The organism is Pseudomonas taiwanensis DSM 21245, assembly GCF_000425785.1.
Lineage (GTDB): Bacteria > Pseudomonadota > Gammaproteobacteria > Pseudomonadales > Pseudomonadaceae > Aquipseudomonas > Aquipseudomonas taiwanensis.
Map to the genome: position 1 here is coordinate 105,873 of NZ_KE384451.1, position 22,916 is coordinate 128,788.

The window sequence follows — 22,916 nt, forward strand, 5'->3', positions numbered from 1 at the left end:
GGCGTAGGTCGATAGCGTTGTTGTGGTCTTGAGATCGAGCGCCGCCCGCGCGGCGCATCGCGAGCAAGGCTCGCTCCTACGTTTGTTTCGGGCCAGTGGGTTGTGTGGGATTTGCGCGCGACCGCTTTGGTGAAGGCCTCATTGGCCGTAAACGACCGTAGGAGCGAGCCTTGCTCGCGATGCGCCGCGTGGGCGGCGCTCGATTTCAAAACCACACGCCAACCAAAACAGGGCCGACACTCATTCCCCCGGATGATCCCGCAAGAACACGAGGTGATCCGCCTTCGACTGCTCCGCGCTGTAGTAATACCCCTGCACATCGAACTGCTTGAGCTGTGCCGGGTCGTTGACCTGCTCCTGGATCACGAAGCGGCTCATCATCCCGCGGGCCTTCTTGGCATAGAAGCTGATGATCTTGTACTGGCCGTTCTTCAGGTCCTTGAAGTCCACGTCGATCACCCGCGCCTTGAGCGCCGAGCGCTTCACCGCGCTGAAGTACTCGTTACTGGCCAGGTTCAGCAGCAGGTCATCGCCTTGGTCGGCCAGGGCCTGGTTCAGCCATTCGCTGATACGTGTCCCCCAGAAGGCATACAGGTCCTTGCCCCGGGCGTTGGCCAGTTTGGTGCCCATTTCCAGGCGGTAGGGCTGCATCAGGTCCAACGGGCGCAGCAGACCGTACAGGCCGGAGAGCATGCGCAGGTGATCCTGGGCATAGCTGAAGTCGTCCTCGCTGAGGGTCTGGGCATCCAGGCCGGTGTAGACGTCGCCCTTGAAGGCCAACAGCGCCTGCTTGGCGTTGGCGGGGGTGAAGTCCGGGGTCCAGCTGCCGAAGCGGGCGGCATTGAGACCGGCAAGCTTGTCGGAAAGGTGCATCAGTTCGCTGATCTGGGCTGGCGACAGGTCGCGCAGTTGCTGGATCAGCACCTGGGAGTCGTCCAGATACTGGGGCAGGGTGAACCGCTCGGTCACCGGCGGGGTTTCGTAGTCGAGGGTCTTGGCGGGGGAAATCACCGTCAGCATCGGTTCGGCTCCTGGAATCGTTGCCGCGAATTCTACGGATAGATGGAGATAAGTCCAAACTATGGCGACGATAGCCACAGACCATCGCCTCATCAGGCGCTATAGTGCGCGTTTCGCCGCTGCGGAGAGTCTGAACGTGCGCATCGCTGGTGCCTTCCTGGTCATGCTGTTAAGCCTGGCTACCCAGGCCGCCCCCCTTCCACCGGCCAGCCTGGACCGCCGCGTGTGGCCAGAAGCGCTGAACAGTCCGGCGCTGTTCGATGTCGCTTCGCGCGCCGAGATTCTCTCGTTTGCCCAGGTGCTGCACGAGAGCGAGCTGCTGGACGACGCGGCACTGGCCAAGCGCCTGGGCCTGCGCCAGATCAACCTGCAAAAGATTCGCGCGGTGCGGGCACGGATGTGGCAACGCGTGTTCCAGGGTTACCAGCAAGCCCAACGCAGTTGCGAGCAGGACGCCTCGTTCTGCTATCCGGTCGACTCGATGGCCGACTTACGTGCTCAAGCGGCGACGTTCGCAGGCGATGTTGGCACGTTCTACACCGGTTGGATCGAGCCGAGCCACCAGTTCCATGTGCTGTACCTGGATGAGCAGTTGCGCAAGGCGGCGCTGTTGCCGCAGACCACCAGCGAGGTCGAGCGTCTGTCGAGTCGTGAGCGCAATGGCGATGAGCTCAATGACCGTATGTTCCTGCTCACCTTCGTGGGCGGCCCGGGGCCGGAGGAGGGCAGCACCGATGCATTGAGCCGTTACCTACGTAGGCAGAAGATGCAAGGCACGTTCTTCGTGCTGGGTAACCGGCTGCAACAACGGCGCGACGGCGGCAAGGCCAATGCGCTGGCCGAGCTTTATCGGGGTCAATGCGTGGGTATCCAGGGCTGGGAGTACCGTTCCCATGCCCAGTGGCAGGACTGGCAGGATTCGCTCAAGCGCAGCCAGGCCAGGGTGCAGGCCGACCTGCCAGAGCAGTATGTGCCCCTGTTCCGTCCACCTTACGGCCAGCGGCGGGCCGATGGCGAGGCGTTCATGGCCCGTCAGCAGTTGCAGGTTTCGCTATGGGATATCGATGCCCAGGACGCTAGCGCCCTGAGCGCCGAGGCCTCGGCACAGCGTGTGCTGACCTTGATGTTGCTTTGGCGCAAGGGTGTGATCCAGCTGCATGACAGCCTGCCCAAGGCGCAGCCGGTGGTGGAGTGGCTGTTGCACAACACGGCGCAGAGCGGAATCGGCTGGGAAGGCTGCCGCGATTACGGGTATCGCGAAACGGGGGTATGACTTTTGACTGTAGTCCTCGCGAGCCTGGTCGCCAACCCCTGTTCGTCAATCGGAAAAATAAACTTCATTGACGCGTAAAAATACTTTTTTTAGTCATGGTTTTTGCGGTATGAAGAAACCAGACAGCCGATTCCTGCAGCACAGGTGGCGTCATCCAGGCCCTCCTTGCCAGGTGCGCTCCCCGCCCGTAACAACGCGGATACGGGGAGAACGGCAGTCACTCTGCGGCGCAGCGGTACGCGTCGTGTGGCTTTCACATAAGGTGACCGAGTATGGATGACCAAGGACGCAACCCTTCCTCCAACCAGCCTATCCTGTATGTGCTCGATACCAACGTCCTGATTCACGACCCCAATGCTTTGCTGAACTTCGAGGAGCACCACGTCGCGATCCCGATGACCGTGCTGGAGGAACTCGACAAGCTCAAGACAGGCAAACATACCATCGCCGCCGAATGCCGCCAGGCCATCCGCCTCATCGACCAGACCCTCGCAGACGCATCCCCCAGCGATGTCGAGCAGGGTGTGCCGATCCAGCGTGGCAAGAGCGGTCCCAAAGGGTTCCTGTCGATCCTGATGAGCCCACGCAGTGAACCCAACCGGCTGTTGCCGGAGAACCTGGCCGACAACATCATCATCAACCAACTGCTGGAGCTGCGTTCACGCCGCGCCGACCTGGACGTGGTGCTGGTGACCAAGGACATCAACATGCGGCTGAAGGCGCGTGCCTGTGGCATTGCCGCCGAGGATTACAGCACCGACCAGTTGGTCGACGACGTGTCGTTGCTGTCCAAGGGTTACCATTCGGTCACTGGTTCGTTCTGGGACCGGGTCAGCAAGGTCGATACCCGCCAGGAGCGCGGCCGCACCTGGCATCGGGTGCAATTGATCGACAACCTGCCCGCTGTGCACGTCAATGAATTCATCATCGACGAGCAAGGCTTCGTTGGCTGGATCAAGGGCATTCGCAACGATGAACTGCTGCTGCTCGACCTGCACCAGGAGCCGCTGCTGCACCAGGAGGCCTGGGGCCTGAAGCCACGTGACATCCATCAGAGCCTGGCGTTGTTCGCATTGCTCGACCCCGATATCCACCTGGTCAACCTGACGGGGGCCGCCGGCTCCGGCAAGACCATCCTGGCGCTGGCCGCAGCCATCGAGCAAACCATGGTCAGCAAGCGTTACCGGCGCATCATCGCTACCCGCAGCGTGCAGGGGCTGGACCAGGAGATCGGCTTCCTGCCGGGCACCGAGGCCGAGAAAATGGAGCCTTGGCTGGGTGCCATCACCGACAACCTCGAAGCCTTGCACATGGATGACGAAAGCACCCATGGCAGCGTCGAGTACATCCTCGAGCGGGTTCCGTTGCAGTTCAAGTCGCTGAACTACATCCGTGGTCGCAGCTTCCAGCAGAGTCTGATCCTGATCGACGAGTGCCAGAACCTGACGCCGCACCAGATGAAAACCATCATCACCCGTGCCGGCTCGGGGTCCAAGGTGGTCTGCCTGGGCAACCTGGCGCAGATCGACACCCCCTACCTGTCCGCGACCAGCTCGGGCCTGACCTACCTGACCGAGCGCTTCAAGGACTTCCCTCATGGTGTGCACATCACCCTGCAAGGGGTACCGCGGTCGGTGCTGGCCGAGTACGCCGAGTCCCATCTGTAACCTTTGCAGCCGGGCGGCCCGCCGCCCGGCTTTTTTGCCGCCACACAGACCTGTCACTGGATTGAGTGCCGGGGGTGCCTGCATGGGAGTAGGTTGACCGCGACGAGGCCAGGGCTGGCGATACATTGCACTGCTCAAACCTGACCCACAGGTTTACACTCTTCGTTCCCTTCCCAGGAGCAGAGCAGTGCTGACTCATCTCGATTCCCAGGGACGCGCCAACATGGTCGACGTCACTGAAAAAGCCGTAACCGAGCGCGAAGCCACCGCCGAGGCGCGGGTGCGCATGTTGCCGCAGACCTTGCAGATGATCGTCGATGGCGAGCATCCCAAGGGCGATGTATTCGCCGTGGCGCGTATCGCCGGGATACAGGCGGCGAAAAAGACCAGCGACCTGATTCCACTGTGCCACCCGCTGATGCTGACCAGCGTCAAGGTCGAGCTCAGCACTGACGGTCAAGACGCCGTGCGTATCGTCGCCCGCTGCAAGCTGGCCGGGCAGACTGGCGTGGAGATGGAGGCGCTGACCGCTGCCAGCGTTGCTGCCCTGACCCTCTACGACATGTGCAAGGCTGTGGACAAAGGCATGGTCATCGAGCAGGTACGCCTGCTGGAGAAGCTCGGCGGCAAGAGCGGCCACTACAAGGCGGAGGCGTGATGAAGGTCAAGGTGATGTATTTCGCCCGTTACCGTGAGCGGCTGGGCGTGGATGCCGAGCGCCTTGAAGGTGAATTCAAGGTGCTCGACGACGTGCGCCAGGCCCTGTTGGCCAAGGGCGGGCGGTATGAGGTGCTGGCCGAACAGAACCTGATGTGCGCGCGTAATGAAGAGCTCTGTCGGCTTGACGAGCCGCTGGAAGAGGGCGACGACGTGGCGTTCTTCCCACCGGTGACTGGAGGCTGAACATGGCGGTGCGAGTGCAGGAAGGTGCTTTCGACCCCGGGGCCGAGGTCAATGCCATGCATGCCGCGAATGTCGGTGTGGGAGCGGTGGTCGGCTTCGTCGGCTATGTGCGCGACTTCAACGATGGCCGGGAAGTGGCCGGGATGTTCCTTGAGCACTACCCGGGCATGACCGAGAAGGCCTTGGCCAAGATTGTGGTCGACGCCGAACAGCGCTGGCCGTTGCTCAAGGTGGAGGTGTTGCACCGTATCGGTGCCCTGGAGCCGGGGGAGCCGATCGTGTTCGTGGGCGTGGCCAGTGCCCATCGGCAGGCAGCGTTCGATGCCTGCAATTTCATCATGGATTATCTGAAGACGCGGGCACCGTTCTGGAAGAAGGAAAATACCCAGGAAGGGCCGCGGTGGGTCGAAGGGAAGCAGAGTGACCAGGAGGCGGCGGGGCGCTGGTAGGTGTGTGGTGGATGACCGGGGCTTTGCCCCGATTCCTGGGTAAACCCGCTCTCACAGGGTGGCGCTGGCCTGTGGGAGCGGGTTTACCCGCGAAAAGGTCACCACCGATCAATGATGCTTGCGCGGCACCGGCTTGAGCAGTTCATCCGGTGGCATCTCGCATTTGATCTTGCGCCCCAGTAGCGCCTCGATAGCTGGTAGCTGGTAGGAGTCATCCTCGCCGGCGAAGCTGATCGACACACCACTGGTGCCCGCCCGTCCGGTACGACCGATGCGGTGCACATAGTCATCCGGGTCTTCCGGCAGGGTGAAGTTGATCACATGGCTGATGCCGTCGATGTGAATGCCGCGCCCCGCCACGTCGGTGGCCACCAGCACGGTGATGCGCCCTTCGCGGAAGTTCTCGAGGGTGCGAATCCGCTTGTGCTGTGGCACGTCGCCGGAAAGTTGGGCGGCATTGATGCCATCGCGCACCAGCTTCTCTTCGATGCGCCGCACTTCGTCCTTGCGGTTGGCGAATACCATCACCCGTTCCCACTTGTTCTGGGTCACCAGGTTGTACAGCAGCTTGTACTTGTCGCTGCCCGCGACTGCATAGACATGCTGCTCGACCGTCTCGCTGGCCACGTTCTCCGGTTCGATCTCGACGATTTCCGGGTTGGTGGTCCACTGCTTGGCCAGATTCATCACATCGTCGGTGAAGGTGGCGGAGAACAGCAGGGTCTGGCGCTCGCTCTTGGGCGGTGTCTGGCGAATGATCTGGCGGACCTGCGGGATGAAGCCCATGTCCAGCATGCGGTCGGCCTCATCCAGCACCAACACTTCGACCATGTCCAGGTGCACTTCGCCGCGCTGATTGAAGTCCAGCAAGCGGCCCGGTGTAGCGACGAGAATGTCGCAGTGGCGCGCTTCCAGGCTCTTGAGCTGCTTGTCGAAGTCCATGCCGCCGACGAAGCTCATCACGTTCAGGCCACTGTACTTGGTCAGGGCCATCGCGTCCTTGGCGATCTGCACCACCAGCTCGCGGGTCGGGGCGATGATCAGCGCGCGAGGCTCGCCCATGTAGCGTTCCTTGGGCGGTGGTGTCTGCTGCAGCTGCGAGATGATCGAGATCAGGAACGCTGCGGTCTTGCCGGTACCGGTCTGGGCCCGGCCGATGGCGTCCTTGCCGCGCAGGGTATGGCCGAGCACCTGGGCCTGGATCGGCGTGCAGTATGGGAAGCCCAGGTCGTGGATGGCATGCATCAGCTCGTTGGAGAGCTTGAAGTCATGGAAGCGTGTCTTGCCTTCCTGTGGCTCGACCACGAAGTCTTCAGGTTTCCACAGGCTGGCTTGTGGTTTGGGTTTGCGCTCGCGGCGCGGTTTGTCTTTGGCCGGTTTGTCGGCGGCGGCAGGGGCTGTGGGTTGGGTGCTGGCCTCGACCGGAGCGGCTTCGGGTTGCACGGTAGGCGCCGGCGCGGACTTGTTCACCGGCGCTGCGGGTTCGACGGCCTGAGGCGCGGCGTCTCCCTTGCCGAATATTTTCTTGAGTGCCTTGAGCACGATCGTCTCATCAATTGGTTAAGGAATGTACGCCGGGCAGTGTAATGCAAGATTCAGGCGCGGCGTAGTGGAATGCGCAGGCAGCTACACGCTTGGCCTATTGCAGTTGCTGGCTCAACCAGTCGTGGATGTCGCCCAGTTCTTCGACCATCACTTCATGTTCCATGGGGTATTCCTGCCAGCGGGCGGCAACGCCCCAAGTATTGAGGAATTCGAAGGCCGTACGGCCCATCGAAGGGATCACCACCGAATCGTGCACACCATGCAGGCACAGGGCTGGCGTGCGTTGCTGGCACGCGCTGAGCTGATGACTGTCGGTAAAGGTTGGAGCGTAGGTGGACAGCGCGATTACCCCTCCCAGCGCCTCCTGCCACTTTATATAAGCGGTGTGCAGCACCACGGCGCCGCCCTGGGAGAAACCGGCGAGGAAGGTTCGCGACAGGCTGATGCCCTTGGCCTGCTCGGCCTTGATCAAGGCGATGACCTGCTGCGCCGACTCTTCCAATTGCCCTTCGTCGATGGCGCGGGCCGGGGTCATGGCCTTGATGTCGTACCAGCTTGGCATGGAATAGCCGCCGTTGATGGTAACCGGACGGGTGGGCGCCTGCGGCATCACGAAGCGGGTAGTGAGCAGCCGTTCCTGCAGAAATTCGGCCACCGGTAGGAAGTCGTAACGGTCGGCACCCAGGCCGTGCAACCAGATCACACAGGCGTCTGCGGTTTTCTGTGGTTCGAGAATCAGCGGGTTGGTCATGACTGCTCCGAAAGTGTGCATGCCTGGTAAGAACGTGCGTGAAAAGAAGGCCTGGCTATTGATTGTCAGAAAAAGAATGTCGCAACGATACAACTTTCCCTACTTGACTAGCGCTTAAACGCTTAAGCCGCCAACTGTGGTACGCGCTTTGCTATGGATCCGTTGAGGCAAAGGGACTATCCGCGACGGTAACACCCTTTGCACGCGAAGGCTGTCACAGAACAGCTCATTGCGCCAATTGACCCAATAACAAGCCAACAAGGGTCGGATGCGCCTCATAAGGGTGCGGTGCAATTCCGGCTCGGTACAACAAGAGCGATTTGGAGGTTGTGAATGAAGATGTTGAAAACCACCCTGGCAGTCCTGACCGCTGCCGCCGCGCTGGGAGCCACCAGCTTCGCACAGGCCGGCGCCACTCTCGATGCGGTCAAGAAGAAGGGCTTCGTCCAGTGTGGCGTGAGCGACGGTCTTCCAGGCTTCTCGGTCCCCGATGCTAAGGGCAAGATCATCGGTATCGACGCCGATGTATGCCGCGCTGTCGCCGCTGCGGTGTTCGGTGATGCCACCAAGGTCAAATTCAGCCAACTCAACGCCAAGGAGCGCTTCACCGCCCTGCAGTCGGGCGAAGTCGACGTGCTGTCGCGTAATACTACCTGGACCAGCTCGCGCGATGCCGGCATGGGCCTGGTGTTCGCCGGTGTCACCTACTATGACGGCGTGGGCTTCCTGGTCAACAAGAAGCTGGGTGTTTCCAGTGCCAAGGAGCTCGATGGCGCGACCATCTGCATCCAGGCCGGTACCACCACCGAACTGAACGTATCCGACTTCTTCCGCGCCAATAATCTCAAGTACACCCCGATCACCTTCGATACTTCCGATGAGAGCGCCAAGTCGTTGGAGTCCGGCCGTTGCGACGTGCTCACCTCGGACAAGTCGCAACTGTTCGCCCAACGCTCCAAGCTGGCTGCACCGACCGACTACGTGGTGCTGCCGGAAACCATCTCCAAGGAGCCTCTGGGCCCGGTGGTGCGTAAAGGCGACGAGGAGTGGTTCAGCATCGTCAAGTGGACCCTGTTCGCGATGCTCAACGCCGAAGAGGCCGGCATCACCTCGAAGAACGTCGAGGCCGAAGCCAAGTCCACCAAGAACCCGGACGTCGCCCGTCTGCTGGGTGCCGACGGTGAATACGGCAAGGACCTCAAGCTGCCCAAGGACTGGGTAGTGCAGATCGTCAAGCAAGTCGGCAACTATGGTGAAGTGTTCGAAAAGAACCTTGGTCAGAGCACCGACCTCAAGATCGACCGTGGCATGAACGCCCTGTGGAACAACGGCGGCATCCAGTACGCGCCACCTGTGCGCTGATGGCTGCACCCTGCGGCGGCATCCCGCCGTCGCAGGTTGTTCGGATCCCTTTTTTTCGGGGCACTTCATGCAAAATCAAATCGGCGCACCCAAGGGGTTATCCCTGAGCGATCCACGTGTGCGCGCGTGGCTGTTCCAGATCCTCACGATCGTTTTCGTGGTCGGTCTGGGCTGGTATCTGTTCCACAACACCCAAACCAACCTGCAACACCGGGGCATCACCTCCGGCTTCGACTTCCTGGACCGCAGTGCCGGGTTCGGCATCGCCCAGCATCTGATTCCTTATGTGGAATCCGACAGCTATGCGCGAGTGTTCGTCATCGGCCTGCTCAACACCCTGTTGGTGACGTTCATCGGTGTCATTCTGGCGACGATTCTGGGCTTCATCATCGGTGTGGCTCGTTTGTCACCGAACTGGATGATCAACAAGCTGGCGACCGTGTATGTGGAGACCTTCCGCAACATTCCGCCGCTGCTGCAGATTCTGTTCTGGTACTTCGCGGTGTTTCTGACCCTGCCGGGACCGCGGGGTAGCATCAACATCGACGACACGTTCTTCATCAGCAACCGTGGCCTGAACATGCCGGGTGCCTCGATGGCCGAGGGCTTCTGGCCGTTCTTCGTCGCGCTGGGACTGGCGATCGTGGCCATCGTGTTCATGGTGCGCTACGCCAACAAGCGGTTCGATGAAACTGGCGAGCCTTTCCACAAGTTCTGGGTCGGCCTGGCCTTGTTCATCGTCATTCCTGGCGCCAGCGCCTTGCTGTTCGGCAGCCCCGTGCACTGGGAAGTGCCGCAGCTCAAGGGCTTCAACTTCGTCGGTGGCTGGGTGCTGATTCCCGAACTGCTGGCCCTGACGCTGGCGCTGACCATCTACACCGCGGCGTTCATCGCCGAGATCGTGCGCTCTGGCATCCGTTCGGTCAGCCATGGCCAGACCGAGGCTGCGCGCTCGCTGGGGCTGCGTGAGGGGCCGACCCTGCGCAAGGTGATCATCCCCCAGGCACTGCGGGTGATCATTCCGCCGCTGACCAGCCAGTACCTGAACCTGGCGAAGAACTCGTCCCTGGCGGCCGGTATCGGCTATCCGGAGATGGTCTCGCTGTTCGCCGGTACCGTGCTCAACCAGACCGGCCAGGCCATCGAGGTGATTGCCATCACCATGAGTGTCTATCTCGCCATCAGCATCAGCATTTCGCTGCTGATGAACTGGTACAACAAGCGCATTGCGCTGATCGAGCGGTGAGGATACGCCCGTGAATGCCCATGTTTTCAAACCCGACATGCCGCCGCCGGTGAAAACCGTCGGCGTGCTCGCATGGATGCGTGCCAACCTGTTCTCCAGCTGGCTCAATACCTTGCTGACCCTGTTCGCCCTGTACCTGATCTGGCTGATCGTGCCGCCTCTGGTGCAATGGGCGCTGATCGACGCCAACTGGGTAGGCACCACCCGCGCCGATTGCACCAAGGAAGGTGCCTGCTGGGTGTTCGTCCAGCAGCGTTTCGGCCAGTTCATGTATGGCTACTACCCGACCGAACTGCGCTGGCGCGTGGACCTGACCGTCTGGCTTGCCGTGCTCGGTGCCGCACCGCTGTTCATCAAGCGCTTTGCGCGCAAGGCGTTTTACGGCCTGGGCTTCCTGGTGCTGTATCCGATCCTGGCCTACACCCTGCTGCACGGCGGCTACCTGGGGCTGGATACCGTGCCGACCAGCCAATGGGGCGGCCTGATGCTGACGCTGGTGATCGCCACCGTGGGCATCGTCGGCGCCTTGCCGCTGGGCATCCTGCTGGCGCTGGGCCGACGGTCGCGCATGCCGGCGGTGAAGGTGGTATGCGTCACCTTCATCGAGTTCTGGCGTGGCGTGCCGCTGATCACCGTGCTGTTCATGTCCTCGGTGATGCTGCCGTTGTTCCTGCCCGAGGGCATGAGCTTCGACAAACTGCTGCGGGCGATGATCGGCGTGATCCTGTTCCAGTCGGCGTATATCGCCGAAGTGGTGCGCGGCGGCCTGCAGGCCATTCCCAAGGGGCAGTACGAGGCGGCCGCGGCCATGGGCCTGGGCTACTGGCGCTCGATGGGGCTGGTGATTCTGCCCCAGGCGCTCAAGCTGGTGATCCCAGGCATCGTCAACACCTTCATTGCTCTGTTCAAGGACACCAGCCTGGTGATCATCATCGGCCTGTTCGACCTGCTCAACAGTGTCAAGCAGGCGGCTGCCGATCCGGCCTGGCTGGGCATGGCCACTGAGGGCTATGTGTTCGCCGCCCTGGTGTTCTGGATTTTCTGTTTCGGTATGTCCCGCTACTCCATGCATCTGGAGCGCAAGCTGGACACTGGCCACAAGCGTTAGGAGTTTCGAAATGAGTGAAGCGATCAAGCAGCCTGCCGGCCCCGAAGGCATCATCCAGATGCAGGGCGTCAACAAGTGGTACGGTCAGTTCCATGTGCTCAAGGACATCAACCTGAACGTACGCCAGGGCGAGCGTATCGTGCTGTGCGGGCCGTCTGGCTCGGGCAAGTCCACCACCATCCGCTGCCTCAACCGCCTGGAAGAGCACCAGCAGGGGCGCATCGTCGTCGATGGCGTAGAGCTGACCAACGACCTCAAGCAGATTGAGGCGATCCGCCGCGAGGTGGGCATGGTATTCCAGCACTTCAACCTGTTCCCGCACCTCAGCATCCTCGAGAACTGCACCCTGGCACCAATGTGGGTGCGCAAGATGCCGCGGCGCAAGGCCGAGGAAATCGCCATGCACTACCTGGAGCGGGTACGCATCCCGGAGCAGGCGCACAAGTACCCCGGGCAGTTGTCCGGTGGTCAGCAGCAGCGCGTGGCGATTGCCCGGGCCCTGTGCATGAAGCCCAAGATCATGCTGTTCGACGAGCCGACTTCGGCGCTTGACCCGGAAATGGTAAAAGAGGTGCTCGATACCATGGTAGGTCTGGCCGAGGATGGCATGACCATGCTCTGCGTCACCCACGAGATGGGCTTTGCCCGCACCGTGGCGAACCGAGTGATCTTCATGGACAAAGGTGAGATCGTCGAGCAGGCAGCGCCGGATGACTTCTTCGACCGGCCGCGCAGTGACCGGACCAAGCTGTTCTTGAGCCAGATTCTGCATTGATGTGACGGGGGGCGCCTTGCGGCCCTTTCGCGCTGCAAGGCCGCCCCAGCATCAACTTACTTCTCTTCTTTGGCAGCCACCGGTGCAGGTGGCGGTCGCAGCCCCACCTCGGCAACCAGTTTCAGTTGCTGCCCGTTGCGCACCACCTCGATGGTGATCTTCTCGTTGGGCTTGATCCGCGCAACTTGGTTCATCGACTTGCGTCCGTCTCCCGCAGGTTCGCCATTGATGCTCAGGATCACGTCACCCAGCTGCAACCCGGCCTTTTGCGCCGGCCCATCGCGGAAGATCCCCGCCACGACGATGCCTGGGCGGCCCTGCATACCGAACGATTCCGCCAGTTCCTGGCTCAATGGCTGCACTTCGATGCCCAGCCAGCCGCGAATCACCTGGCCATGCTCGACGATCGACTTCATCACCTCCAGCGCCAGCTTGACCGGGATGGCGAAGCCGATGCCCTGGGAACCACCAGACTTGGAGAAGATCGCGGTATTGATGCCGATCAGGTTGCCATTGGCATCGACCAGCGCACCACCGGAGTTGCCTGGGTTGATGGCCGCGTCGGTCTGGATGAAATCTTCGTAGTTGTTCAGGCCCAGTTGGTTACGTCCGGTGGCGCTGATGATGCCCATGGTCACGGTCTGGCCGACCCCGAACGGGTTACCGATGGCCAGGGAGACATCGCCGATGTGGATGTTGTCGGAACGGCCGATGGTGATCGCCGGCAGGTTCTTGAGGTCGATCTTCAGTACCGCGAGGTCGGTTTCCGGGTCGCTGCCCACGACGCGCGCCAGGGTCTCACGGCCGTCCTTGAGCGCCACCACGATCTGGTCGGCGCCACTGGTAACGTGGTTGTTGGTCAGCAGGTAGCCCTCGGGGCTCATGATCACGGCCGAACCCAGGCTGGACTCCCAGCGCCGCTGCTTGGGCAGGTTGTCACCGAAGAAGCGGCGGAACTGCGGGTCTTCGAACAAGGGATGGGCGCTCTTGTTCACCACTTTGGTGGTGTACAGGTTCACCACCGCTGGGGCGGCGAGGGTCACGGCGTCGGCATAGGACACCGGCCCCTGCATGATCCGGGTGGTCTGCGGAGCCTGCTGCAGGTTGACGTCCTGGCTGGGGAGGCCGACCCATTCAGGGAAACGCTGGATGACCAGCATGGCGATCAGCACGCCAGTAATCAGGGGCCAGCCAAAATAACGCAGAGCCTTGAGCATGAACGAATCCTGGGAGTAGGGCGGGGGCCAATTGGCAGCGCAGCGGGGCGCGAGCGCGCGCGATCATACACAGGTACAGAGCGATCGGCGATGTGCAAACCGATTTACCTGCTTCGCGGTTGAGTCCATGTCCTCCAGGGACCACGCTGGCCCCTGGGGGAGCGGGTCTGCCCGCGAATGCTGGCGCCTCGGTCTTGCCCCCATGCGACTGCCGCCGGTTTCCCCGAAGCCGGCGACGGCCCATAATGGCCGCCATTATACGGGCGTTGTGCCCGTCGAAAGCGCAGATTTCGAGGAGATTTTCCATGGCCGTCGCACTGAACACCCTGGTCGAGGAGGCCGAGCGCTACCTGGGTAGCGCGAAGATCCAGGATTACTGCCCCAACGGCCTGCAAGTCGAAGGGCGACCTCAGGTCAGTCGCATCGTCAGTGGCGTGACCGCCAGCCAGGCGTTGCTCGACGCGGCGGTCGAGGCCGATGCCGACTTGGTGCTGGTTCACCATGGTTATTTCTGGAAGGGCGAGAACCCGTGTGTCACCGGCATCAAGCAACGCCGCTTGAAAACCTTGCTCAAGCACGACATGAGCCTGCTGGCCTTCCACCTGCCGCTGGATGTGCATCCCGAAGTGGGCAATAACGTGCAATTGGCTCGTCAGCTGGACATTACCGTCGAGGGGCCGCTGGACCCGGAGAACCCAAAGGTCGTGGGGCTGGTCGGGTCGCTGGCCGAGCCAATGACAGCGCGGGATTTCGCCCGGCGCGTGCAGGAGGTGATGGGACGTGAGCCGCTGCTGGTGGAAGGCGATGTCATGGTTCGCCGGATCGGCTGGTGCACCGGAGGCGGCCAAGGCTACATCGATACTGCGATCGCCGCCGGAGTCGACCTGTACATCAGTGGCGAGGCGTCCGAGCAGACCTTTCATAGCGCGCGCGAGAACGGCGTGAGCTTCATCGCCGCAGGCCACCATGCCACCGAGCGTTATGGCGTGCAGGCGCTGGGGGATTACCTGGCGCGTCGGTTTGCCCTGGAGCACCTGTTCATCGACTGCCCGAACCCGATCTGACCTTTGGGGCCTCATCGCCGGCAAGCCGGTTCCTGCTGGCGCGCTCGTCTCAGGCGCTGGCCTGTCGGCGATGCGTTGCTCGAGCCCCAAACCCCCAGTCATATCGTTAGATTGTTTCGATCTAGTGCGGCTCCTAAATAGAATCAGCCGCTGTGATAAAGTGGCTCGCTCGAACACGGCCCGCAGGCCGTCCATAAGATCGTTTTTCGTGAGTAGCCATGGTCGACAAACTGACGCACTTGAAACAGCTGGAGGCGGAGAGCATCCACATCATCCGCGAGGTGGCCGCCGAGTTCGATAACCCGGTGATGCTGTACTCGATCGGCAAGGACTCCGCCGTGATGCTGCACCTGGCGCGCAAAGCCTTCTTCCCAGGCAAGCTGCCGTTCCCGGTGATGCACGTCGACACCCAGTGGAAATTCCAGGAGATGTACCGCTTCCGCGACAAGATGGTCGAGGAAATGGGTCTGGAGCTGATCACCCACGTCAACCCCGAAGGTGTGGCCCAGGGCATCAACCCGTTCACCCATGGCAGCTCCAAGCACACCGACATCATGAAGACCCAGGGCCTGAAGCAGGCGCTAGACAAGCATGGTTTCGACGCCGCCTTTGGTGGCGCCCGCCGCGACGAAGAGAAGTCCCGGGCCAAAGAGCGCGTTTACTCGTTCCGCGACAGCAAGCACCGCTGGGACCCGAAGAACCAGCGCCCCGAGCTGTGGAACGTGTACAACGGCAAGGTCAACAAGGGCGAGTCGATCCGTGTGTTCCCGCTGTCCAACTGGACCGAGCTGGACATCTGGCAGTACATCTACCTCGAAGGCATCCCGATCGTGCCGCTGTACTTCGCCGCCGAGCGGGAAGTGATCGAGAAGAACGGCACCCTGATCATGATCGACGACGAGCGCATCCTCGAGCACCTCACCGACGAGGAAAAAGCCCGTATCGTCAAGAAGAAAGTGCGGTTCCGTACCCTTGGCTGCTACCCGTTGACGGGTGCCGTCGAGTCGGAGGCCGAGACCCTGACGGACATCATCCAGGAAATGCTCCTGACCCGTACGTCCGAACGCCAGGGCCGAGTCATCGACCATGATGGCGCAGGCTCGATGGAAGACAAAAAACGCCAAGGCTACTTCTAATTTCAGGGTTTCATCATGTCGCACCAATCCGATTTGATCAGCGAAGACATCCTCGCTTATCTGGCTCAGCACGAGCGCAAAGAACTGCTGCGTTTCCTCACCTGCGGTAACGTGGATGACGGCAAGAGCACCCTGATCGGGCGCCTGCTGCACGACTCGAAGATGATCTACGAAGACCACCTCGAGGCCATCACCCGCGATTCGAAGAAAGTCGGCACCACCGGCGAAGAAGTCGACCTGGCATTGCTAGTCGATGGCCTGCAGGCCGAGCGCGAGCAGGGCATCACCATCGATGTTGCCTACCGCTACTTCTCCACCGCCAAGCGCAAGTTCATCATCGCCGACACCCCGGGCCACGAGCAGTACACCCGCAACATGGCGACCGGCGCCTCGACCTGCGACCTGGCGATCATCCTGGTTGATGCCCGTTACGGCGTGCAGACCCAGACCCGCCGTCACAGCTACATTGCCTCGTTGCTGGGCATCAAGCACATCGTGGTCGCGGTCAATAAGATGGACCTCAAGGGCTTCGATGAGCAGGTCTTCGAGTCGATCAAGGCCGATTACCTGAAGTTTGCCGAAGCGATCAACCTGAAGCCGTCGAGCCTGCACTTCGTGCCGATGTCGGCGCTCAAGGGCGACAACGTGGTCAATCACAGCGAGCAATCGCCGTGGTACGCCGGCCCGACGCTGATGGAAATCCTCGAAACCGTGGAAGTGTCGGCCGACCGCAACGTCACCGACCTGCGTTTCCCGGTGCAGTACGTCAACCGTCCGAACCTGAACTTCCGCGGCTTCGCCGGCACCATCGCCAGCGGCGTGGTACACAAGGGTGACGAAATCGTCGTGCTGCCTTCGGGCAAGAGCAGCCGGGTCAAGTCCATCGTCACCTACGAAGGTGAACTGGAGAACGCCGGCCCCGGCCAGGCCGTGACCCTGACCATGGAAGACGAGATCGACATCTCCCGTGGCGACTTGCTGGTGCATGCCGACAACGTTCCGCCGGTGACCGACCAGTTCGACGCCATGCTGGTGTGGATGGCCGAAGAACCGATGCTGCCGGGCAAGAAATATGACATCAAGCGCGCCACCAGCTACGTGCCGGGCTCGATTGCCAGCATCACCCACAAGGTGGATGTGAATACCCTGGAGCAAGGCGCTGCCAGTGCACTGCAGCTGAACGAGATCGGTCGCGTCAAGGTGTCCCTGGATGCCGCGATCGCCCTGGACGGTTACGACAGCAACCGCACCACCGGCGCGTTCATCGTCATCGACCGCCTGACCAACGGCACTGTCGGTGCCGGCATGATCATCGCCCCGCCAGTCCTGCCGCATGGCACCACGGGTCAGCATGGCAAGTTGGCTCACGTGTCCACTGAAGAGCGCGCGCTGCGCTTCGGTCAGCAACCGGCTACCGTGCTGTTCAGCGGCCTGTCCGGCGCTGGCAAGAGCACCCTGGCCTATGCCGTCGAGCGCAAGCTGTTCGACATGGGCCGTGCGGTCTACGTGCTCGATGGCCAGAACCTGCGTCACGACCTGAACAAGGGCCTGCCGCAGGATCGCGCGGGCCGCACCGAGAACTGGCGCCGCGCCGCCCATGTGGCGCGTCAGTTCAACGAAGCTGGCCTGCTGACCCTGGCCGCCTTCGTTGCGCCTGATGCCGAGGGCCGTGAACAGGCCAAGGCCTTGATCGGCAAGGAGCGCCTGGTAACCGTTTACGTGCAGGCATCGCCAATTGCCTGCCGCGAGCGTGATCCTCAGGGCCTGTATGCCGCTGGCGGTGACAACATCCCGGGTGAAAGCTTCCCGTACGATGTGCCGCTGGATGCCGACCTGGTGATCGACACCCAGACCACCAGCGTGGACGAGGGCGTGAAGCAGGTGCTGGATGTGCTGCGTCAGCGCGGCGCGATTTAAGCGTTAGTGCTGTATGAGAAACCCCGCTTCGGCGGGGTTTTTTTGTATTGGGGATTGGCGTCGGGGCTGTTGGGTGCTTGGCGTGAGAGGTGCGGTGCCTGTGAGATCGAGCGCCGCCCGCGCGGCGCATCGCGAGCAAGGCTCGCTCCTACGTTTGTTTCGGGCCAGTAACGCCAGTGATAGACGCGCGCGACCGCCTTGTTTGTACGACGCGATATCGCGCCAAGCGCCAAAGCGTTCGCGCGCGAATCTCACAGAAATAATTGGCCCGAAACAAATGTAGGAGCGAGCCTTGCTCGCGATGCGCCGCGCGGGCGGCGCTCGATTTGCGCACCACCTCAAAGCTCAAGTCAGGCCGTCCTCCCCAGAAAGAACCTCAACTTGTTTCCGCGATGCAATACCGCTCCTTCAGGTGTCGATCGTGGCAGATCTGTCTCAGATATGCTTTTCCGATACAGGAATCACGCGCTTTTCCTTAACCGCCTTATACGAAAAGCTCGAATATATCTCCTTCACCCCCGGCAACCGCTGCAACACCTCACGGGTGAATTCCCCAAACGACTCCAGATCCCGCGCCAGAATCTCGAGCAAGAAGTCATACCGCCCGGAAACATTGTGGCAGGCAATGATCTCTGGAATTTCCATCAGCCGCTTTTCGAACGCCAGCGCCATGTCCTTGGTGTGCGAGTCCATCATGATGCTGACGAACGCGGTCACACCAAACCCCAGCGCCTTGGGCGAAAGAATGGCCTGATAACCGGTGATGTAGCCGTTGTCCTCCAGCAACTTGACCCGACGCCAGCAGGGCGAGGTGGTTAACGCGACTTGGTCGGCAAGCTCGGAGACGGTGAGGCGGGCGTTGCCCTGCAAGGCTGCGAGCAGGGCGCGGTCGGTGCGGTCGAGGGTCGAAGGCATGTTTTGCCCTCCTGATCTGTCATGTGTTGTTTTTGTTCCAAAACTAGCCATTTCGCGTAGGAGATTTTGGAAAAAATCAGGCGGCTTGGTGGCATAAGCTTATAACAAACCACCAGAGGTTGTTGCCATGCGCGACTCCCATAACAACAGCGGTTTTTCCACGCGGGCCATCCATCACGGGTACGACCCGCTCAGCCATGGCGGCGCCCTGGTGCCGCCGGTCTACCAGACCGCTACCTACGCTTTTCCTTCCGTCGAATACGGTGCTGCCTGTTTTGCAGGCGAAGAACCCGGGCACTTCTACAGCCGTATCTCCAACCCGACCCTGGCCTTGCTGGAACAGCGCATGGCCTCGCTGGAAGGGGGCGAGGCAGGCTTGGCCCTGGCCTCGGGCATGGGGGCCATCACTTCGACGATCTGGACGTTGCTGCGCCCTGGGGATGAACTGATCGTGGGGCGCACACTGTATGGCTGCACCTTCGCCTACCTGCACCATGGGATTGGCGAGTTCGGAGTCAAGATCCGTCACGTCGACCTCAATGACATCAAGGCGCTGAAGGCGGCGATCACCAGTAAGACGCGAATGATCTACTTCGAAACCCCAGCCAACCCGAACATGCAGTTGGTCGATATCGCTGCCGTGGCCGAAGCGGCGCAGGGGCATGACCTGCACATCGTGGTCGACAACACCTATTGCACGCCGTATCTGCAGCGGCCGTTGGAGCTGGGTGCCGATCTGGTCGTGCACTCGGCTACCAAGTACCTCAGCGGCCATGGCGATATCACCGCCGGGCTGGTGGTCGGGCGCAAGGCGCTGGTCGACCGGATTCGCCTGGTAGGGCTCAAGGACATGACTGGCGCGGTGCTGTCGCCGCATGATGCCGCGCTGCTGATGCGTGGTATCAAGACATTGGCCCTGCGCATGGACCGCCACTGCGCCAATGCACAGCAGGTGGCTGAGTTCCTGGCGGAGCAGCCTCAGGTCGAGCTGATCCATTACCCGGGCCTGTCGTCATTCGGGCAGTACGCGCTGGCACAGCGGCAAATGCGCATGCCGGGCGGGATGATCGCTTTTGAGCTCAAGGGCGGGATCGAGGCCGGCCGACGCTTCATGAATGCCTTGCAGCTGTTCGCACGTGCGGTCAGCCTGGGGGATGCCGAGTCGCTAGCGCAGCATCCAGCGAGCATGACCCATTCCAGCTATACGGCGAAGGAGCGGGCGCATCACGGGATATCGGAAGGGTTGGTGAGGCTGTCGGTGGGGTTGGAGGATGTAGAGGACTTGCTTGCCGATATCGAACAGGCGCTCAAGCACTGTGTATGAGGTTGGCTGCAAACTTCCTACTTATCGATGCCGGTTTTCGACAGCGATATCAAGAAACGTCGGATAGAGCCTGTTGAGGTGGTCACTTAGTTTGGGTGTTCGCACGGAATCTGTTCCGTGCCTAGTCCATTCACCTGAACAGGCATGAGTATGAAATTCAAGAGTGTACTTTCGCACGCCGCCCTGGCGCTTGCGGTGGTTACTGCCAGTGGGGTCGCTTTGGCAGGCGATGTGGGCCAGCCATGCTGCCCTTTCAGCGATAAAAGCCTGAAGACGTCGCCAGAGGCGCTGTCGGGTTCCACTCAGCAGTTGTTGAAACTGCAAGGTATGAAGTTCACCTGGAAAGAAACGGGGCGCAAGGATATTGGGCTGATGGCGCAGGATGTCCAGGCCGTGTACCCGGAACTGGTTCATGAGAAGAACGAAAAGCTGACGGTGGACTACCAAAAATTGGTCGCACCACTGATTGAGTCGATACGTGAACTGAATCAGCGGATCGATACACTGGAGAAGGCTCAGGCCAAGACGATGTAACGCGGGTTGTTGCCGTGTTCTTCACGCAATAAGAAAGGCCTCTTCCGAGGCCTTTTTGCATTTCACCCGCTTAACGCTTGAGCCCGTAGCTCTCGTCCAGCATGCCTGGCGAGTTCGGCGCCTTCGGCGCATAGTCGCGAGGCACTTCGGCGGTGTCCTTCGGCGGGGTCAGGCGGTCACGTGGGGCCTGGGCGGCCTCGGAGTGCAGGGCGGCCAGCAGGCGCTGACGGGTAACCTCGTCCAGCGCCAGGGCATTGGCGCCTTCGGCCAGGTGGTCCTGGACATCCTGGTAGCTCTGGGTCAGCTTTTTGACCAGCACGGCAGTGCTGTTGAAGTGGGTGACCACTTCGTTCTGGTAGGTGTCGAAGCGTTGCTGGATATCGTCCAGCTGGCGCTGTGTGCTGCTCGGCGCGGCATTGGGCAGCAGGCGCGCGACGACGAAACCGACCACGACGCCGACGACCAGGGCCAGGGTCGGCAACAACCAAACAAGGAGCGAGTGTTCCACGAGTCCTTCCTCTATAAACGGCTTTGCTTTACGTTAACGGCTCAGACCTGCGCTGTATACCGCGAGCGATCGCAAATCAGAACAGAATTCCTCAGCTAGACGAATCGACCCCTCCCGAGGTCACGGAGTAGTGCCTTGCTTGTCCGCGAAACCCCCTTGTTCATCGATGGCCCCGTTGGCCAGCTGGAAGCCTTGTACCTGGACGTGGCCGATGCCCGCGGTGCGGTGCTGATCTGCCACCCCAACCCGGTTCAGGGCGGCACCATGCTCAACAAGGTGGTTTCGACGTTGCAGCGTACCGCCCGCGATGCAGGCTACGTGACCCTGCGCTTCAACTACCGTGGTGTGGGCCAGAGCGCCGGCAGCCATGACATGGGCGCAGGCGAGGTAGCGGATGCCGAGGCCGCTGCTGGCTGGCTGCGCGAAAAGCACCCCGATCTGCCCTTGGTGCTGATGGGTTTCTCTTTCGGTGGTTTCGTCGCTACCAGCCTGGCCGGGCGGCTGGAGGCTTCTGGCGTGGCCTTGCAGCAGTTGTTCATGATTGCCCCGGCGGTGATGCGTCTGACGGCCGATTTCCCGCTGCCGCAGCATTGCCCGATCACCGTGGTGCAGCCGGAGAGCGACGAAGTCGTCGATCCGCAGCTGGTTTACGACTGGTCCGACAGCCTGTCGCGCCCCCATGAGCTGCTGAAAGTGGCAGAATGCGGACACTTCTTCCATGGCAAGCTGACCGATCTGAAGGATCTGCTGCTGCCGCGCCTTTCGAACTGAGCCAAGCCTGAATAAGCGAACACCCATGACCACGCGCATTCTCACCGGTATCACCACCACCGGCACCCCGCACCTGGGCAACTACGCCGGAGCTATCCGCCCGGCCATTCTCGCCAGCCAGCAGCCCGGTGCCGACTCGTTCTACTTCCTGGCCGACTATCACGCCCTGATCAAGTGCGACGATCCGCTGCGCATCCAGCGCTCGCGCCTGGAAATCGCTGCCACCTGGCTGGCCGGTGGCCTGGATCCGGACAAGGTGACCTTCTACCGTCAGTCAGATATTCCCGAGATTCCTGAGCTGACCTGGCTGCTGACCTGCGTTGCCGCCAAGGGCCTGCTCAACCGCGCCCACGCCTACAAGGCTTCGGTGGACAAGAACGTCGAAGCCGGTGAAGACCCGGATGCCGGTGTGACCATGGGGCTGTTCAGCTACCCGGTGCTGATGGCGGCGGACATCCTGATGTTCAACGCGCACAAGGTGCCGGTAGGCCGTGACCAGATCCAGCACGTGGAGATGGCCCGTGATATCGGCCAGCGCTTCAACCACCTGTTCGGTCAGGGCAAGGACTTCTTCGCCCTGCCAGAAGCTGTGATCGAAGAAAGCGTGGCGACGCTGCCAGGGCTGGACGGTCGCAAGATGTCCAAGAGCTACGACAACACCATTCCGCTGTTCACCAGCGCGAAGGACATGAAGGACGCAATTTCGCGCATCGTCACTGACTCCCGTGCCCCAGGCGAGGCCAAGGACCCGGACAACTCGCACCTGTTCACTCTGTTCCAGGCCTTCTCCACACCAGCCCAGTGCGCTGAATTCCGTGAAGAACTGCTGCAGGGCTTGGGCTGGGGTGATGCCAAGCAGCGTCTGTTCCAGCTGCTCGACAGCCAGCTTTCCGAGAAGCGTGAGCACTACCACCAACTGATCTCGCGACCGTCGGACCTGGAAGACATTCTTTTGGCCGGTGCCGCCAAGGCACGCAAGATCGCCACCCCGTTCCTCGAACAACTGCGCGAGGCCGTAGGCCTGCGCTCGTTCCGCAGCAGCGTCCAGGCAACTGCCGAAGTGAAGAAGAAAGCCGCCAAAAGCGCCCGTTTCGTCAGCTTCCGTGACGAAGACGGCAGCTTCCGCTTCCGCCTGCTTGCCGCCGATGGCGAGCAATTGCTGCTCTCGCGCAGCTTCGCCGATGGCAAGAGCGCCGGTGCGGTAAGCAAGCAGCTGCAGCAGGGCGGTGAGGCTGATGTGCGAGTCGAAGGCCTGGGCTTCAGTCTGTGGCTGAACGGCGAGCAGGTGGCCGACGGGCCGCAGTTCGACAGCGCCGAAGCCCGCGATTCGGCTATCGAAAGCCTGCGTGTAGCGCTGCAGCCCCTGTAGGAGCGGATTTATCCGCGAACACCGGCATAACCGGTGCCAGGCACCGCGTTGTCTGTTTTGCG

The 22,916-nt window shown here is 61.5% G+C and carries 22 protein-coding genes; 16 read left to right on the forward strand and 6 right to left on the reverse strand.

What is annotated here, in order from left to right:
- Positions 1-240: 240 nt before the first annotated feature.
- Complete coding sequence (gene yaaA, locus H620_RS0122295) at positions 241-1,020, reverse strand: peroxide stress protein YaaA (RefSeq protein ID WP_023378784.1); 780 nt, start codon at positions 1,018-1,020, stop codon at positions 241-243.
- A gap of 136 nt (positions 1,021-1,156) precedes the next feature.
- Here yaaA and H620_RS0122300 point away from each other — a divergent pair, with 136 nt between their 5' ends.
- The 5 genes from H620_RS0122300 to moaE all read left to right on the forward strand — a co-directional run bounded on the left by H620_RS0122300 (position 1,157) and on the right by moaE (position 5,312).
- Positions 1,157-2,293 (forward strand): polysaccharide deacetylase family protein, encoded by a 1,137-nt coding sequence (locus H620_RS0122300; protein ID WP_027908073.1) that lies wholly within the window; start codon positions 1,157-1,159, stop codon positions 2,291-2,293.
- Between the two features lie 272 nt (positions 2,294-2,565).
- A complete protein-coding gene (locus tag H620_RS0122305) occupies positions 2,566-3,960 on the forward strand; it encodes a PhoH family protein (RefSeq protein WP_023378786.1) in 1,395 nt (464 codons plus the stop codon).
- 187 nt (positions 3,961-4,147) lie between these two features.
- Positions 4,148-4,618: a cyclic pyranopterin monophosphate synthase MoaC gene (moaC, locus tag H620_RS0122310; protein ID WP_023378787.1), complete on the forward strand. Its 471-nt coding sequence runs from the start codon at positions 4,148-4,150 to the stop codon at positions 4,616-4,618.
- Positions 4,618-4,863: a molybdopterin converting factor subunit 1 gene (gene moaD / locus H620_RS0122315; protein ID WP_023378788.1), complete on the forward strand. Its 246-nt coding sequence runs from the start codon at positions 4,618-4,620 to the stop codon at positions 4,861-4,863. The genes moaC and moaD overlap by 1 nt, the downstream gene beginning before the upstream one ends.
- A gap of 2 nt (positions 4,864-4,865) precedes the next feature.
- On the forward strand, positions 4,866-5,312 hold the full coding sequence (gene moaE / locus H620_RS0122320; protein WP_023378789.1) for a molybdopterin synthase catalytic subunit MoaE: 447 nt from the start codon (positions 4,866-4,868) through the stop codon (positions 5,310-5,312).
- 108 nt (positions 5,313-5,420) lie between these two features.
- On the opposite strand, the gene rhlB is transcribed toward moaE, so the two are convergent.
- Both rhlB and H620_RS0122330 read right to left on the reverse strand, forming a co-directional pair.
- Entirely contained in the window at positions 5,421-6,854 is a 1,434-nt protein-coding gene (rhlB, locus tag H620_RS0122325) for an ATP-dependent RNA helicase RhlB (protein WP_023378790.1), read from the reverse strand.
- A gap of 97 nt (positions 6,855-6,951) precedes the next feature.
- The gene (locus H620_RS0122330) at positions 6,952-7,608 is read right to left on the reverse strand and encodes an alpha/beta hydrolase (RefSeq protein WP_027908074.1); all 657 of its coding nucleotides are present in this window, start codon (positions 7,606-7,608) and stop codon (positions 6,952-6,954) included.
- A 333-nt stretch (positions 7,609-7,941) separates the two neighbouring features.
- On the opposite strand from H620_RS0122330, the gene H620_RS0122335 reads away from it, so the two are divergent.
- From H620_RS0122335 to H620_RS0122350, 4 genes are all read left to right on the forward strand, one after another.
- Positions 7,942-8,970 (forward strand): amino acid ABC transporter substrate-binding protein, encoded by a 1,029-nt coding sequence (locus tag H620_RS0122335; RefSeq protein WP_023378793.1) that lies wholly within the window; start codon positions 7,942-7,944, stop codon positions 8,968-8,970.
- A gap of 67 nt (positions 8,971-9,037) precedes the next feature.
- A complete protein-coding gene (locus H620_RS0122340; protein WP_023378795.1) occupies positions 9,038-10,216 on the forward strand; it encodes an amino acid ABC transporter permease in 1,179 nt (392 codons plus the stop codon).
- 10 nt (positions 10,217-10,226) lie between these two features.
- On the forward strand, positions 10,227-11,324 hold the full coding sequence (locus H620_RS0122345) for an amino acid ABC transporter permease (protein ID WP_027908075.1): 1,098 nt from the start codon (positions 10,227-10,229) through the stop codon (positions 11,322-11,324).
- Between the two features lie 10 nt (positions 11,325-11,334).
- Positions 11,335-12,099 (forward strand): amino acid ABC transporter ATP-binding protein, encoded by a 765-nt coding sequence (locus H620_RS0122350; RefSeq protein ID WP_003251792.1) that lies wholly within the window; start codon positions 11,335-11,337, stop codon positions 12,097-12,099.
- A gap of 56 nt (positions 12,100-12,155) precedes the next feature.
- Here the strand turns inward: H620_RS0122350 and algW are convergent, their stop codons facing one another.
- Complete coding sequence (gene algW, locus H620_RS0122355) at positions 12,156-13,316, reverse strand: Do family serine endopeptidase AlgW (protein ID WP_023378797.1); 1,161 nt, start codon at positions 13,314-13,316, stop codon at positions 12,156-12,158.
- Positions 13,317-13,621: 305 nt separating this feature from the next.
- Between algW and H620_RS0122360 the strand changes: the two genes are divergently transcribed.
- The 3 genes from H620_RS0122360 (at position 13,622) to cysN (ending at position 17,433) form a co-directional block, all read left to right on the forward strand.
- Complete coding sequence (locus H620_RS0122360; protein WP_027908076.1) at positions 13,622-14,380, forward strand: Nif3-like dinuclear metal center hexameric protein; 759 nt, start codon at positions 13,622-13,624, stop codon at positions 14,378-14,380.
- Positions 14,381-14,598: 218 nt separating this feature from the next.
- Positions 14,599-15,516: a sulfate adenylyltransferase subunit CysD gene (cysD, locus tag H620_RS0122365; protein ID WP_023378799.1), complete on the forward strand. Its 918-nt coding sequence runs from the start codon at positions 14,599-14,601 to the stop codon at positions 15,514-15,516.
- A gap of 15 nt (positions 15,517-15,531) precedes the next feature.
- Positions 15,532-17,433, forward strand: coding sequence for a sulfate adenylyltransferase subunit CysN (cysN, locus tag H620_RS0122370; RefSeq protein ID WP_023378800.1), 1,902 nt, complete (start codon positions 15,532-15,534; stop codon positions 17,431-17,433).
- A 435-nt stretch (positions 17,434-17,868) separates the two neighbouring features.
- On the opposite strand, the gene H620_RS0122375 is transcribed toward cysN, so the two are convergent.
- Entirely contained in the window at positions 17,869-18,348 is a 480-nt protein-coding gene (locus H620_RS0122375) for an Lrp/AsnC family transcriptional regulator (protein ID WP_023378801.1), read from the reverse strand.
- 127 nt (positions 18,349-18,475) lie between these two features.
- Here H620_RS0122375 and H620_RS0122380 point away from each other — a divergent pair, with 127 nt between their 5' ends.
- Both H620_RS0122380 and H620_RS0122385 read left to right on the forward strand, forming a co-directional pair.
- On the forward strand, positions 18,476-19,672 hold the full coding sequence (locus H620_RS0122380) for a methionine gamma-lyase (RefSeq protein WP_023378802.1): 1,197 nt from the start codon (positions 18,476-18,478) through the stop codon (positions 19,670-19,672).
- Positions 19,673-19,822: 150 nt separating this feature from the next.
- Positions 19,823-20,206 (forward strand): tail fiber domain-containing protein, encoded by a 384-nt coding sequence (locus H620_RS0122385; protein ID WP_023378803.1) that lies wholly within the window; start codon positions 19,823-19,825, stop codon positions 20,204-20,206.
- A 70-nt stretch (positions 20,207-20,276) separates the two neighbouring features.
- On the opposite strand, the gene H620_RS0122390 is transcribed toward H620_RS0122385, so the two are convergent.
- Complete coding sequence (locus H620_RS0122390) at positions 20,277-20,714, reverse strand: Z-ring associated ZapG family protein (protein WP_023378804.1); 438 nt, start codon at positions 20,712-20,714, stop codon at positions 20,277-20,279.
- 135 nt (positions 20,715-20,849) lie between these two features.
- Between H620_RS0122390 and H620_RS0122395 the strand changes: the two genes are divergently transcribed.
- Positions 20,850-21,485, forward strand: coding sequence for an alpha/beta hydrolase (locus H620_RS0122395; protein ID WP_023378805.1), 636 nt, complete (start codon positions 20,850-20,852; stop codon positions 21,483-21,485).
- A 25-nt stretch (positions 21,486-21,510) separates the two neighbouring features.
- The gene (locus H620_RS0122400; protein ID WP_023378806.1) at positions 21,511-22,854 is read left to right on the forward strand and encodes a tryptophan--tRNA ligase; all 1,344 of its coding nucleotides are present in this window, start codon (positions 21,511-21,513) and stop codon (positions 22,852-22,854) included.
- Positions 22,855-22,916: the final 62 nt, after the last annotated feature.